The following is a 13153-nucleotide window of genomic DNA, read 5'->3' on the forward strand; positions in this document are numbered from 1 at the left end:
GCTGATTTCGCCGTGTCCGGTATCCCGCTTTGACGGACACCGTCATTTTCGCCGTGTCCGGTGTACATCCCCGAAAAAGAAGACAAAAAACCGCTGCACCCGGTATGCCGGGCGCAGCGGTTTTCAATTTCTAATATCCGCCGAGCTGCTGATCCATCTTGTAGAGGAGTCTGTTGATCTCGACCTGGTTGATGGCTTCGACCACGAAATAGGCGAAGATGGTGAAGACGAAAATGCCGCCGAGGAGCAGAACGTTATCCTGGAATACGCTGATCAGGATGGCCGGCAGGAAGACGAAGACCATGTAGAGGATCAGCATGATAAGCCGGTTGCCGTTGATGGAACGCTGGGCGTCCCTCAGCGCGTCACGGTACTCTTTGTTGACGGCTTCCATGTCGACTTCGGGGCCGTCTTCATAGACTTTTGTAATGGTGGGTTTTGCATCATACTTGTTTTCTGTGTACCGGAGATCCATGTGCCTGTTGTCCCAGACGAGATACTTGAAAAAAGCCAAATGAATCACATCCCCTTCTTTAATATTCCAAATATTATGATATCATTATATAATGAAAGTATATTTTATTCAAAGGGGGAGTATCAGATGGCTGACAAAGATCAGAAAGAAAAGAAGTTTTCAAGGCGTGATTTCCTGAAGACGACCGGTGCGGCCACCGGGGGAATCATAGGTGGTTCGCTCCTCGGCGGATCGATCGGCATGAATTTCGGTTCGGACATGTCCACTGAAGAGGAAGAATCACAGCAGACCGGAGAGAGCGGCGGAGAGGAGTCCGGCGGGACGGAAAACCCCGGCAGGATCTTCTTCCATAATGATGCGGATTTCGAGACGATTTCCCAGGCGATGGAACGGATATTCCCCGAGGATGACCACGGCCCGGGCGCCATCAAGCTCGGTGTCCCGTATTTCCTTGACATGCAGCTTGCGGGTGCCTACGGCAACAACTCGAAGGAGTACATGCAGGGGCCGTTCCGCGAAGGAGAGGCGACGCAGGGCTATCAGTCCCGTCTGACACGTGCGGAGCTGTTCACGATCGGCATCGAGGCGCTGAACAGCGAATCGCAGAATGATTACGACAATGGTTTCGCAGACCTCGAAGACGATCAGAAGGATGAGATCCTTACCAAATTCGAGGGTGGGGATGCGGATTTCGGCATTCCGAGGGCGGCCGGCAAACCGGAGGATTTTTTCGGGCTGCTGCGCTCCGCCACTCTGCAGGGGGCGTATGCGGACCCGATGTACCGCGGAAACCGCGGCATGGAAGGCTGGAAGATGAAGGGTTTCCCGGGCCACCAGCACGCATACATCCAGCAGATCGATACGGACAGCTTCCAGGAAATAGAGCCACAATCACTTTACGGGGGGAAATAGCATATGGTAACAGAGTTGGATAAGGTAGATGTTGTAACCGTCGGCGTCGGCTGGACCGGCGGGATCATTGCCGCAGAGGCGGCGAAGGCGGGCCTCAAGGTGATGGGGCTTGAACGCGGCCATGAACGCGGGACGGATGACTACCAGAATGTGCACGATGAATACAAATACGCCATCCGCTATGAACTGATGCAGGATATGTCGAAGGAGACCATCACTTTCAGGAACACGCGTGACCAGAGGGCGCTGCCGATGCGCGAGATGGGCTCGTTCCTGCTCGGGGACAACCTCGGGGGTGCGGGGACGCACTGGAACGGACAGACGTGGCGCTTCCTGCCGTATGACTTCGAAATCCGTTCGATGACGGAAGAACGCTACGGTGCTGAAAAACTGAAGGATGATGAGGGCTACCGGATACAGGACTGGGGCATCACATACGATGAGCTTGAACCTTACTTCGACAAATTCGAGAAGACCGCCGGCATCTCCGGTGAGCCAAACCCGCTCGGGGGCGACCGTTCCGATGACTATCCGACCCCGCCGATGATCAAGACAAGGTCGCTCAAGATGTTCGAGGATGCAGCGAACTCACTCGGTTACAGCCCGATCATGATGCCTTCGGCCAACCTGAGCGAAGCGTTCGAGAATCCGGACGGGCAGACGATCCAGGCATGCCAGTACTGTGCATTCTGTGAACGTTTCGGCTGTGAATACGGTGCAAAGTCCTCGCCTGAGGTGACCGTCATCCCCGCCGCCCGCGACACCGGAAACTTCGAGGTGCGTCCGCATTCCAACGTCGTCGAGGTCATGAAGGACGATGATGACGACAGCAAGGTGACGGGCGTGCGCTTCATCGATACACGGAGCGGCGAGGAGTTCATCCAGCCGGCGGATGTCGTCGTGCTCACGAGCTATCTGTTCAACAACTACAAGCTGCTCAGAGTGTCCGAAATCGGCGAGCAGTACGATCCGGAGACCGAAGAGGGCACGCTCGGCCGCAACTACTGCTACCAGGTCTTCGGCGGCGCGGTCGGGTTCTTCGATGAGCAGTTCAATACATTCATGGGGGCGGGCGCACTCGGCATGGCGTTTGATGACTTCAACGGCGACAACTACGACCATTCCGATCTCGACTTCCTCCACGGCGGCAACATGGCGATCACCCAGACCGGTGCGCGTCCGATTGCGACCAATACGACACGCGAAGGGACACCGTCATGGGGCGCCCGGTTCAAGAAGGAATCCATAGAAAACTATACACGCACGCTGCGCGTCCAGGCACAGTGTGCAACACTGCCGCACCGGGACAACTACCTGGACCTCGACGAAGAGTATACCGATGCATACGATGTTCCGCTCGTGCAGCTGACATACAACTTCACCGACCAGGACAGGAACGTGCAGGGATATACCATCGACCGCGCGGCTGAAGTGGTCGAGGAGATGGGCGCGGGCGAAGTCAAGAAGGACACCGTTGTCGAAGACTACGACATCGTGCCGTACCAGTCCACCCACAACACCGGCGGCACCATCATGGGCGACGATCCCGAGACGAGTGTCGTGAACAACTACCTGCAGCACTGGGACCGTGACAATCTTTTCGTTGTCGGCGCAGGGAATTTCGCGCATAATGGAGGCTACAATCCGACAGCAACCGTCGGTGCGCTTGCCTACCGCTGCGCAGAAGGCGTCATCGAGTATGCGGAGGACAACAGGCGTCTTGAATAGGAACAGGTGATTTAAATGGATCCATTGCAGAAGCGGAATTCCGGATTTGGGGATGAAGACCCGGCGGCCGGCCAAAAGGGTGCCGCCCCAAAAGGGGGCGGGAAGCCGGGGAGCCCGTCAGAGGATCCGTTCGAACCGCTCGAGGACCAGCTCCTGGCTGTGCGCAGCCTGCTGATCAAGTCGGCTGTTGCGGCAGCCCTCTGGTTCATCATCATCTTCTTCACTGTTGAATGGTGGTTCTCGTTCGTTTCGAAAGGCTTTGAAATCGTCGTGATGGGGCCGTTCGAAGTCATCCGCTTCTATGTGCGGACCTCGGCGGCCATTGCGCTCGGCCTGTCGGTGCCGTTCATACTGTATTTCCTGTGGCAGTACGTACAGAAGGTGATGGGGCTCCGCGGCGTGAACGTCTCCATGCTGCGCGGCATGGTGCCCCTCATGATCGGGCTGTTCTTTCTGGGGCTCGTCTTCGGCTATTTCGTCGTGCACCCCGTGAGCTATTACTTCCTGATCCAGATGGGCGAGCAGAACTTCGATGTGCTGGTGACGGCGGACGAATACATGTCGTTCCTCCTGATGTCATCCATCCCGATGGGGCTCATCTTCCAGCTGCCGATGGCGGTTCTATTCCTCAATCACATTGAACTGCTGGATGCGGCGCTGATGGTGAAAGCACGCAAGTATTCCTATTTCGCACTCATCGTGCTCACCGCGCTGATTGCACCGCCGGACCTGTTTTCACACCTCATCGTGCTTGCGCCGATGATCGTGCTGTATGAGGTCAGCATCCATATTGTAAAAAGGAAAGAAAAAAAAGAGGCAGGACTCGGGGGCCGGGAGTAGATTCCGGCCCTCTTTTTGTTATAGTGGAACTTATAGATCAGTAGGAGGAGAATTTATGCAGAAAGTGAAGAAAGCAGTCATTCCGGCGGCGGGCCTCGGCACCCGCTTTCTGCCTGCCACGAAAGCGATGCCGAAGGAGATGCTGCCGATTTTGGACAAGCCGACGATCCAGTATATCGTGGAGGAGGCCGTCGCGGCGGGCATAGAGGACATCATCATCGTCACCGGCAAGCACAAGCGGGCAATCGAGGACCATTTCGACCAGTCGATGGAACTCGAAACCATCCTTGAGAACAAGGGGCAGGATGACCTTCTCGAAAAAGTCGAGCATGCCACCGGCCTCGCCAATATTTTCTACGTCAGGCAGAAGAAGCCGAAGGGGCTCGGCCATGCGATACATACAGCCAGGCAGTTCATCGGGGACGAGCCGTTTGCGGTGCTGCTCGGCGATGACATCGTCGACAACGGGGACGGCCCGCCCGCAATCGGCCAGCTGATCGAGCACTATGAAAGGCACCACAGTTCGGTCGTCGGCGTAAAAAGCGTGCCGGCGGATGCCACCTCGAGGTATGGCATCGTCGAATACGACAGCCACGAGGGCAACTGCTACCATCTCAACAACATGTATGAAAAACCGGCGCCGGGCGTGACCGATTCGCGGCTTGCCATCATGGGACGCTATGTGCTGACGCCGTCGGTGTTCAGCCACCTCGCCAGGGGCGAGGTCGGGGCCGGCGGCGAAATCCAGCTGACCGACGCCATCCGCGGCATCGCCCGATCCGGAGAGGACGTCTATGCAGTCGATTTCGAAGGCCGCCGGCATGACGTGGGCGCCAAACGCGGATTCGTGAAGACGACGATCGAATACGCCCTGAAGTCGGACATGAAAGAAGAGCTCCTCGATTTCATGGAAGAGCTGACCCGCAGGCACCGCAAAGAACCGGAAGATGGAGCGGAGACGGACGGGAAAATCAAATAGAGTATCTTTACACCTCCTGTCATTGATGTATAAGGGGTTGTGTGTCGCCGGTATTATGTTACACCATTTAAAAAATCAGATCGGCGATATTCATCCATATATAGTGAAGGAGGTTTTTTTAATGTTTTCTTCGCATATAAAAGCACCCCTGAAGTTGAATTTTGGAGTTCAACTTCAGGGGTGCATCACAAAGGATCCGGGGTCATCTTATTCGGCCGCTTTTTTGGCCCGCTTCGCCGCACGCCGTTCACGGATCCTCACGATGTAGATGCTGATCTCGTACAGCACGATCATCGGGCTGATGGTGATGAGGTGTGTGAAGAAGTCGGGCGGGGCGATCAGCGCGGTGATCACCAGCAGTGCGAAATAGACGTATTTGCGCACTTTTCTCATAAGCGCCGCATCCAGCAGTTCGATATGGTGCAGAAACAGCACGATGACCGGCAGCTGGAAGATGAGTCCCATCGGCATCGTCGATATCAGCAGGAACGACATGTATTCATCCGCCGTCACCAGTACGTCGAAGTTCTGCTCGCCCATCTGGATCAGGAAATAATAGCTCACGGGGTGCACGACGAAATAGCCGAATGACAATCCGCCGAGGAAGAGCAGGAACATCAGCGGGAAATAGGATTTCAAAAACTGTGTCTCCTTGTCGACGAGCCCCGGCCTCATGAACTGCCACAGGAACCGGCAGATGAACGGCAGGCTGAGGCCGATGCCGAGCGCTCCGGCAGTCCGTATGTAGAAGCGGATGACTTCGAACGGCCCCCGCACGATCAGGTCATGGCCCTTCGACAGATAGGGGAACCAGTACTGGATGGTCAGGAATATGAGCATGAAGAAAATTACGAACACGACCGCCGACTTTATCAGCATGCCGCGCAGATCATCCAGGTGCTCGACAAGCGTCGCATCCGGATCCTCTACCGTCACCCTGCTCCGCTTTGTCTCTTCATATCCGTCGTCGCTGATGGCTTTTATCGTATCTTTTCTGTCATTGTCATTGTCATTCGATGCCATCACGTTCACCTTCTTTTTCCGTTGATCCGCCAAAAGACATACACGGAAAATTTTCGTATATGTCCCACTATACACTATTTTCTGCCACCAAATAAAGTTAAGCGCCAGCAAGCGCGCCCGAACCATTTCGAAGACCGGCTCTGCGAAGAATTCCAAACAGAATATTCAGAGTGAATCTACACCTACCGCTGCTGATATGAAAGGCTTTGGGTGCGCCCGATTTCCTTTTACACTATTTTGTAAAATCAAATCGGCGCATTTTAAGCATATACAGTATAGGAGGTGTTTTTATGTTTCTGAACATACGGCAGAAACCGCAGGAACTGATCTATCATGAAGCATTGTCAAACCGTTCCATACTGTCGGATAAAGAGCAGCGGAAGCTTGCGGCGCTCTCCAGCGGTCATGCGGGCGAGTGCGAGTATGACAGGCTGTTCGATGCCGCCGGCCACGGGGGTTTATTAATCTACCGGGATATTTGGATGAAAGTCGATGAAGCCGTCATTCAGGCAGACAGCCTAATCGTCGCCGATGGAGTGGTTGCTGTGGATGAAGTGAAGAATTTCAGCGGGGACTACAAGTATGCAGGCGGCGAGTGGACAGTCCGCGGCCGTCCGGGCTATGAAGATCCGCTCGCCCAGGTCTCACGCACCGCCGGCAGACTGGTGCGGCTCGGCGGCAGGATGCCGTACCGTTTCGATGTGCAAAAAAAGGTGGTATTTGTAAATCCTGACATGAATCTAGAATTCAATTCGGAAGAGAATCAGCGTTTCATCGTCGGGCGGTCCCGGCTCCGGGACCATTTCAAAGCGCTCGGGCGGCTCAGTGCCGGACCCGCCGCCCATGAAAACGCCCGGGCGTTCCGCAGATTCTTCATCCGTAATCCGATGCCGCTGCCCGTGACGGATTTCAAACGGATACGGATGGGAAACTATTGTTATGCGTGTGGTGTGTTTGATCTTCATGTGGGGAAGTATAAAGTGGTGTGCCGCAGATGCGGCTATACGGAGACGACCGAGCGGATGTTCGTGCGTTCACTCATCGATTTCTCCGTGCTGTTTCATGATCGCAAGATGACCAGCGCCGGGATGTCTTTATTTGTCAGCCACGTGCTGAAGCCGCGGACGGTGCGCAAGTATTTAAGTAAGTATTGCCATGTGAGAGGGAGCAACAGGGCGACATATTATGTCATAAAGTCAATCCATCTGAAAAAGTTATTATCAGAGAATGGTTATGCATCAAAATATGAAACGGATGAGCGGTTTAGAGCGGCCGATGTTTGAGCCCGTGCCATGAAACTCATTTGGTGGCACCCGTTCAGCGCACCTGTGCCATGAAACACGTTTGGTGGCACCCTCGCACAAAGAGCACCCCCGCACAAAAAACCCGGAATCCCGTCAAAACGGGGGTTCCGGGTTTTACGCGCGGCGCCATCTGAACGCGAACAGCACGGCGTAATAGGCGAACAGCACGACGAAGATCAGGCCGCTCGCAAGCAGCGTGGCGTCGACGGTGCCGAACAGGTCGGCCGTCAGCCCGCCCAGGGCGGGGCCGATCATCGCGCCGATGCCCTGCACGGAGCTGATGACGCCCCATGATTCGGCGCGGCGGCCCTCCGCAATCGTGCCGGCGAGGTATTTATTCCACGCGGGCAGCATGATGCCGTAGGACAGCCCGATGAAGCTGGCGATCGCGAAGATGAGCCAGATCGTCTCGAGTGTCGAGAACCATATGATGCCGGCGGCATAGATGAAGAAACCGGCGCAGATGACGGCGGCCGTCAGCCGCATCGAATACGTATCGAGGCCGCGGCTCAGCACGGTCATGCTGAAAGCGACGAGGCCGAACACGATGAGGATGAAGAATGTGTACTGGAAATAGTTCAATGACAGCCCGGATGTGATATATGTCGGCAGCACGGGCAGCAGCATGCCGACGCCGAGCCCCTGCAGCATGATTCCCGGCATGTTCTTCATGTGGCGTTTCAGTATATGCCATGTATCACGGAGCGGCAGCCGCTTCTTCACGCCGCTCCTGTCGCGCCGCTTCGAGGACGACCCGCCCGCCTCACCTGTACTGTACACTTCCCGGCCGACCTTCTCCCCGACGGTCTCGGGGTCGCCGCCGACCGCGTCAACCAGCTCTTTCCGGTTGCCCGGCAGCACAAGGAAGGCCATCAGGTTCACGATGAACACGCCGGCCATCGCAAACACGGACTCCTCTGCGAATATCCCGATCAGGAAGTTCATCGCGACCATGCCGGCGCCGAGGCCGCTCAGCCACGAGAAGAACACGAGCCCCATGTCGCGGCCGCGGTTCTTCTCCTCGATGTTCGAGAGCGCCATGATCCATATCGGACAGACGCTTACACCGAGCAGGCAGGATGCAGCCGCGAGCGTCCAGAAGCTCTGGTCGAAGCCGACCGCCACCATTGCGCCGATGCCCAGAAGGTAGCTCAGCAGCATCGTCCACACCTCGCCGATCTTGCGTATCAGGAACCCGAGCCAGACATTGGTCACCGCATCGAGCACGTAGTGCATCGTGATCACAATCGAGCTCAGACCGATCGAAATCAGGCCGATCGTCGGCAGGGCGGGCAGATAGCTCAGTATGAACATCCCCCGGACCATCTCGGTCAGGAATAATATGAGAGCGAGTTTCCAAAATCGCTTCTTCTTCAAGTCATTTGTCATCATTTTCACCTTCGCCAATCAGAATCGACACCTAGGTCAGAACATGTATAACCATACTTTCCATAAAGTGCCACTGTCAATTATCTCTGTCAAACACTCCATTATTATTGTATAATATAAAAGTTGAAAGGTGGCAGGAAACATGAATTCGAGGACGCTGATTTCCCAGCTGAAAATAAAAACCGCATATGGCAATTTCCCGGAAAATGTTACGGATATCACGACGGATTCGCGCGAAGCGGGGCCCGCGTCCGTGTTCGTCGCGCTGCGCGGGCACCAGGTCGACGGGTACAGCTTCATCCCGCAGGCAGTCGAAGCGGGATGCCGGTTCATCGTCACGGACCGCTACATCGAACTCCCGGAAGACGCGGGGCTGCTCATCGTCAAAGACCCTTCCAAAGTGGCGTCGCTGTTCTCAGGGTACATATACGATTTCCCGCACGACAGCCAGACGATGATCGGTGTGACCGGCACCAACGGCAAGACGACGGTCGCGACGATGATCCACAACCTGAGCCGTTCTCTCGGCAAGAACAGCGCCTATCTCGGGACGAACGGATTCATGATCAATGAAGACCGCTACGACAGCATCAATACGACACCGGAGACGACGAAGCTCCACAAGCGGCTGAAAGAGGCGAACGATGCCGAGACGGAAGTCTTCACGATGGAAGTGTCATCCCACGCGCTGAAGCTCGGACGGACATTCGGCATCGACTATGACATAACGATATTCACGAATCTCACCCAGGACCATCTCGACTTCCATAACACGATGGATGAATACGGCTATGTCAAGGGGCTCCTGTTCTCTCAGATGGGCCAGGATGTGCGTGACCGTAAATACATCGTGCTGAACAACGATGATGGGTGGTCACAGCGCTACAGCGGCATGACGCCGCACGAGGTCATCACATACGGTTTCGACGCTACGGCGGATTTCTGGCCGTCGGACATCGAGGGGACGCTCGAAGGGTTCAACTTTACACTCAATACCCCGGACGGCCCTTTCCGAATCAATTCACCGTTCATCGGGTACTTCAACATACAGAACCTGATGTGCGCCATCATCAGCGAGTGGCTGCAGGGCTACAGCCTGGAACGCATTGCCGCCGCCGTATCCGCCATGGAACCGGTCGAGGGCAGGCTCGAAGTGCTCGATCCGCACCTCCCGGTCGACATCATCATCGATTTCGCCCATACACCGGACGCGCTCGAAAAGATCATCGATACTGTCGAGCCGTTCGTCACCGGACGGATGATCTTCCTGGTCGGTATGACCGGGGAGCGTGATATGACGAAAGCGGCCGAGATGGGGCGGATCTCAACCCGCGCGGACTACGCGATATTCACCCCCGACAATCCGGCCAACGACGATCCGCGGATGCTTGTCGAGGCACTCGAACAGGGGGCCTCACATGAAAATCACCGTTCATTCATCGACCGGGCCGAAGGCATCCAGCACGCCGTCGACATCTCGCGTCCCGGCGATACGATCGTGCTCGCATGCAAGGGCCGCGAACCATACCAGATCATGGCGGATTACGTCAAAGTGCCGCACCGCGACGACCTGCTCGCACTCGATGCCGCATACCGCAAGTACAGGAGCGAAGAATATGATTACGACGGGGATTGACGTCGGGGAACACACTGCCACAGCCTATATATACGACACCGGGACCGCATACATCATCAGCATCCCGTACATCAACTTCAGCCTGGAGCTCGATTGCTCCCTGCCGGCAGAAGACAGGGAGGATGAGATCATCGCCCATCTCTTCCACATGATGGACGAGGCGGGATGTGCCCGGGTCGCCCGCAGGATCACGGAAGCAACAGATAAACAGTAAGGAGATTTTTATGAATCTGACACAGGAAATAGAGAAAAGGAAGACGTTCGCCATCATCTCCCACCCGGACGCAGGGAAGACGACGCTCACCGAGAAGCTGCTGCTCTTCGGCGGCGCCATCCGCGAGGCGGGTACCGTCAAGGGTAAGAAATCGAGCAAATTCGCCACATCCGACTGGATGAAAGTCGAGCAGGAGCGCGGCATCAGCGTGACGAGCTCCGTCATGCAGTTCGACTTCGACGGCTACAAGATCAACATACTCGATACCCCGGGGCACGAGGACTTCTCCGAGGATACCTACCGTACACTCATGGCCGTCGACTCCGCCGTCATGGTCATCGATGCCGCGAAGGGCATCGAACCGCAGACACTCAAACTCTTCAAGGTGTGCCGCATGCGGGGCATCCCGATCTTCACGTTCATCAACAAACTCGACCGCGTCGGCAAAGAGCCGTTCGAACTGCTCGAGGAGATCGAATCCACACTCGAGATCGAAACATATCCGATGACGTGGCCCGTGGGCATGGGCCAGAGCTTCTTCGGCATCATCAACCGCAAGGACCGCACCATAAACCCCTACAGGGAAGAAGAAAGGCTCCAGTTGACGGATGACTACGAACTCAGGGACAATCATCCTATCGAAGCGGACGAAGCATTCCAGACAGCGGTCGAGGAGTTCATGCTCGTCGAGGAGGCGGGCGACGACTTCGACCGTGAGAAGATCGCAACAGGCGACCTCACACCGGTGTTCTTCGGCTCCGCACTGTCCACGTTCGGCATCGAGGAGTTCCTTGACACATATGTCGACTTCGCACCGATGCCGACATCGAGGCGGGCGACGGACGGCACGGAAATCGAGCCGACCGATGACGCCTTCCGCGGCTTCATCTTCAAGATCCAGGCCAACATGGACCCGCGACACCGCGACCGCCTGGCCTTCATGAGGGTCGTGTCGGGGAAATTCACGCGCGGCATGGATGCAACACTCGCCCGGACCGGCAGGAAGTCGAAAGTCACGCGCGCCACGATGTTCATGGCCGATGATACCGAGACGGTGAACGAAGCCTATGCCGGCGACATCATCGGCCTCTACGATACGGGCACCTACCAGATCGGCGACACGCTGCACAGTCCGGATGCCAGGAAGTTCGAGTTCGAGGCGCTGCCGCAGTTCACGCCCGAACTGTTCATGAAAGTGTCCGCCAGGAACGTCATGAAGCAGAAGCACTTCTACAAGGGCATCGAGCAGCTGGTGCAGGAGGGGACGATCCAGTACTACAAGACAACCCACACCAACCAGCCGATCCTGGGCGCCGTCGGGCAGCTCCAGTTCGAAGTGTTCGAACACCGCATGAAGAACGAGTACAACACGGACGTCATCATGGAGCCGATCGGCAAGAAGATCGCCCGCTGGATCGAAAACGAGGAGGACATCACGGAAGCGATGAACTCGCCGAGATCCAATCTGGTGCTGGACCGCTACGGCCGGAAGGTGTTTTTATTCGAAAATGAGTTTGCCACCAGATGGTTCACGGACAAATTCCCGGAAATAAGGCTTTACAGCATGCTGTAAGGATCCGCTTTACTTTTCCGGCCGGATGCTTTATATTTAATGATGACTTATGAAAAGAATGCTGCCTTTCCCGGCCCCCAGAGGCGGCCGAAGCGGAAAAGGGGAGTAACGAATGGGGCGACCCATCAATGCATCGTCACTACGGAGAAATCCCGGTGCATTGAGCAATGGCATCACATTGTATCGTGAGACCTTGACCGGATCTGTGTGCGTCACGGATCCTGGATCGGGGTCTCTTTTTGTTTTGTCAAAACAAACTTCAGGAGGAATTTTTATGGATTTTGCTGTTTTGCTCGAGTACTCATGGGTGCTCATCGTACTCATCGTGCTCGAAGGCCTGCTTGCAGCCGACAACGCTGTCGTGCTCGCAGTCATGGTCAAACACCTTGACCCGAAGAGGCGCAAGAGGGCGCTCTTCTACGGTCTGCTCGGCGCATTCGTCTTCCGCATGATCGCCATCCTGCTGCTCGTCTTCCTCGTCCAGTGGTGGTGGATGCAGGCGCTTGGTGCAATATACCTCTTCTACGTGTCGATTTCGCACCTCATCAAGATAAGGCAGGGGCAGAGCGAGGAGGAGGACCTGGAAAAGATGGAGAAGAAGCAGAAGGGCAGCGGCTTCTGGATGACGGTATTCAAAGTCGAGCTGGCCGACATCGCGTTTGCCATCGACTCGATACTCGCAGCGGCCGCAATCGCGCTCGCACTGCCTGAGATCGGCGGCGACTTCTTCGGTGTCAATGCCGGACAGTATACAGTGATGCTCATCGGCGGCCTGATCGGCGTCATCATCATGCGGTTCTTCGCGACGTGGTTCGTCGAGATCCTCCAGCAGAAGCCGGGACTCGAAGTGGCGGCTTTCGTCATCGTCGGCTGGGTCGGCGTAAAACTCGCCGTACTCACGCTTGCACACGACCAGATCGGCGTCATTCCGCACGAGTTCCCGCATTCGACAACATGGAAACTGATCTTCTGGGCAGTCATGGTCGTGGTCATCCTCATCGGCTGGTTCTCCAGTAAAAACACGGATGGACACGGCGGCAAAAGAGTGGAAAGCAACTATTAAAATCTCTATAATATAGT

12 protein-coding genes are annotated in these 13153 nt (G+C 55.9%); 9 read left to right on the forward strand and 3 right to left on the reverse strand.

Annotated elements, in window-relative coordinates:
• Window positions 1–130: 130 nt before the first annotated feature.
• The gene (locus C792_RS0103495; protein WP_017548059.1) at window positions 131–514 is read right to left on the reverse strand and encodes a hypothetical protein; all 384 of its coding nucleotides are present in this window, start codon (window positions 512–514) and stop codon (window positions 131–133) included.
• Window positions 515–601: 87 nt separating this feature from the next.
• Between C792_RS0103495 and C792_RS0103500 the strand changes: the two genes are divergently transcribed.
• The 4 genes from C792_RS0103500 to galU are packed head-to-tail and all read left to right on the forward strand — an operon-like array spanning window position 602 to window position 4934.
• Window positions 602–1387: a gluconate 2-dehydrogenase subunit 3 family protein gene (locus C792_RS0103500; RefSeq protein WP_017548060.1), complete on the forward strand. Its 786-nt coding sequence runs from the start codon at window positions 602–604 to the stop codon at window positions 1385–1387.
• A gap of 3 nt (window positions 1388–1390) precedes the next feature.
• A complete protein-coding gene (locus C792_RS0103505) occupies window positions 1391–3115 on the forward strand; it encodes a GMC family oxidoreductase (RefSeq protein WP_017548061.1) in 1725 nt (574 codons plus the stop codon).
• 15 nt (window positions 3116–3130) lie between these two features.
• The gene (tatC, locus tag C792_RS0103510; protein ID WP_017548062.1) at window positions 3131–3955 is read left to right on the forward strand and encodes a twin-arginine translocase subunit TatC; all 825 of its coding nucleotides are present in this window, start codon (window positions 3131–3133) and stop codon (window positions 3953–3955) included.
• 55 nt (window positions 3956–4010) lie between these two features.
• A complete protein-coding gene (gene galU, locus C792_RS0103515) occupies window positions 4011–4934 on the forward strand; it encodes a UTP--glucose-1-phosphate uridylyltransferase GalU (protein ID WP_017548063.1) in 924 nt (307 codons plus the stop codon).
• 207 nt (window positions 4935–5141) lie between these two features.
• On the opposite strand, the gene tatC (C792_RS0103520) is transcribed toward galU, so the two are convergent.
• Window positions 5142–5957: a twin-arginine translocase subunit TatC gene (gene tatC, locus C792_RS0103520; protein ID WP_017548064.1), complete on the reverse strand. Its 816-nt coding sequence runs from the start codon at window positions 5955–5957 to the stop codon at window positions 5142–5144.
• Between the two features lie 290 nt (window positions 5958–6247).
• Between tatC (C792_RS0103520) and C792_RS0103525 the strand changes: the two genes are divergently transcribed.
• Window positions 6248–7240, forward strand: coding sequence for a nuclease-related domain-containing protein (locus C792_RS0103525; RefSeq protein WP_017548065.1), 993 nt, complete (start codon window positions 6248–6250; stop codon window positions 7238–7240).
• A 135-nt stretch (window positions 7241–7375) separates the two neighbouring features.
• Here the strand turns inward: C792_RS0103525 and C792_RS0103530 are convergent, their stop codons facing one another.
• Window positions 7376–8659, reverse strand: a complete 1284-nt coding sequence (locus tag C792_RS0103530) for an MFS transporter (RefSeq protein WP_245537516.1) — start codon at window positions 8657–8659, stop codon at window positions 7376–7378.
• Between the two features lie 133 nt (window positions 8660–8792).
• On the opposite strand from C792_RS0103530, the gene C792_RS0103535 reads away from it, so the two are divergent.
• From C792_RS0103535 to C792_RS0103550, 4 genes are all read left to right on the forward strand, one after another.
• Window positions 8793–10286, forward strand: coding sequence for a UDP-N-acetylmuramoyl-L-alanyl-D-glutamate--2,6-diaminopimelate ligase (locus C792_RS0103535; RefSeq protein WP_017548067.1), 1494 nt, complete (start codon window positions 8793–8795; stop codon window positions 10284–10286).
• On the forward strand, window positions 10267–10500 hold the full coding sequence (locus C792_RS0103540) for a YueH family protein (protein ID WP_017548068.1): 234 nt from the start codon (window positions 10267–10269) through the stop codon (window positions 10498–10500). Before C792_RS0103535 ends, C792_RS0103540 begins: the two co-directional genes overlap by 20 nt.
• A 10-nt stretch (window positions 10501–10510) precedes the next feature.
• Window positions 10511–12073, forward strand: coding sequence for a peptide chain release factor 3 (locus C792_RS0103545; protein WP_017548069.1), 1563 nt, complete (start codon window positions 10511–10513; stop codon window positions 12071–12073).
• A 274-nt stretch (window positions 12074–12347) separates the two neighbouring features.
• Entirely contained in the window at window positions 12348–13136 is a 789-nt protein-coding gene (locus C792_RS0103550) for a TerC family protein (RefSeq protein ID WP_017548070.1), read from the forward strand.
• The last annotated feature ends 17 nt before the right edge of the window (window positions 13137–13153 follow it).

The organism is Salinicoccus carnicancri Crm (genome assembly GCF_000330705.1).
Taxonomy (GTDB): Bacteria; Bacillota; Bacilli; order Staphylococcales; family Salinicoccaceae; genus Salinicoccus; species Salinicoccus carnicancri.

Coding starts and splice junctions, on each gene's coding strand:
- C792_RS0103500 (WP_017548060.1), top strand. CDS start 602: ATGGCTGACAAAGATCAGAAAGAAAAGAAGTTTTCAAGGCGTGATTTC.
- C792_RS0103505 (WP_017548061.1), top strand. CDS start 1,391: ATGGTAACAGAGTTGGATAAGGTAGATGTTGTAACCGTCGGCGTCGGC.
- tatC (WP_017548062.1), top strand. CDS start 3,131: ATGGATCCATTGCAGAAGCGGAATTCCGGATTTGGGGATGAAGACCCG.
- galU (WP_017548063.1), top strand. CDS start 4,011: ATGCAGAAAGTGAAGAAAGCAGTCATTCCGGCGGCGGGCCTCGGCACC.
- tatC (WP_017548064.1), bottom strand. CDS start 5,957: ATGGCATCGAATGACAATGACAATGACAGAAAAGATACGATAAAAGCC.
- C792_RS0103525 (WP_017548065.1), top strand. CDS start 6,248: ATGTTTCTGAACATACGGCAGAAACCGCAGGAACTGATCTATCATGAA.
- C792_RS0103535 (WP_017548067.1), top strand. CDS start 8,793: ATGAATTCGAGGACGCTGATTTCCCAGCTGAAAATAAAAACCGCATAT.
- C792_RS0103540 (WP_017548068.1), top strand. CDS start 10,267: ATGATTACGACGGGGATTGACGTCGGGGAACACACTGCCACAGCCTAT.
- C792_RS0103545 (WP_017548069.1), top strand. CDS start 10,511: ATGAATCTGACACAGGAAATAGAGAAAAGGAAGACGTTCGCCATCATC.
- C792_RS0103550 (WP_017548070.1), top strand. CDS start 12,348: ATGGATTTTGCTGTTTTGCTCGAGTACTCATGGGTGCTCATCGTACTC.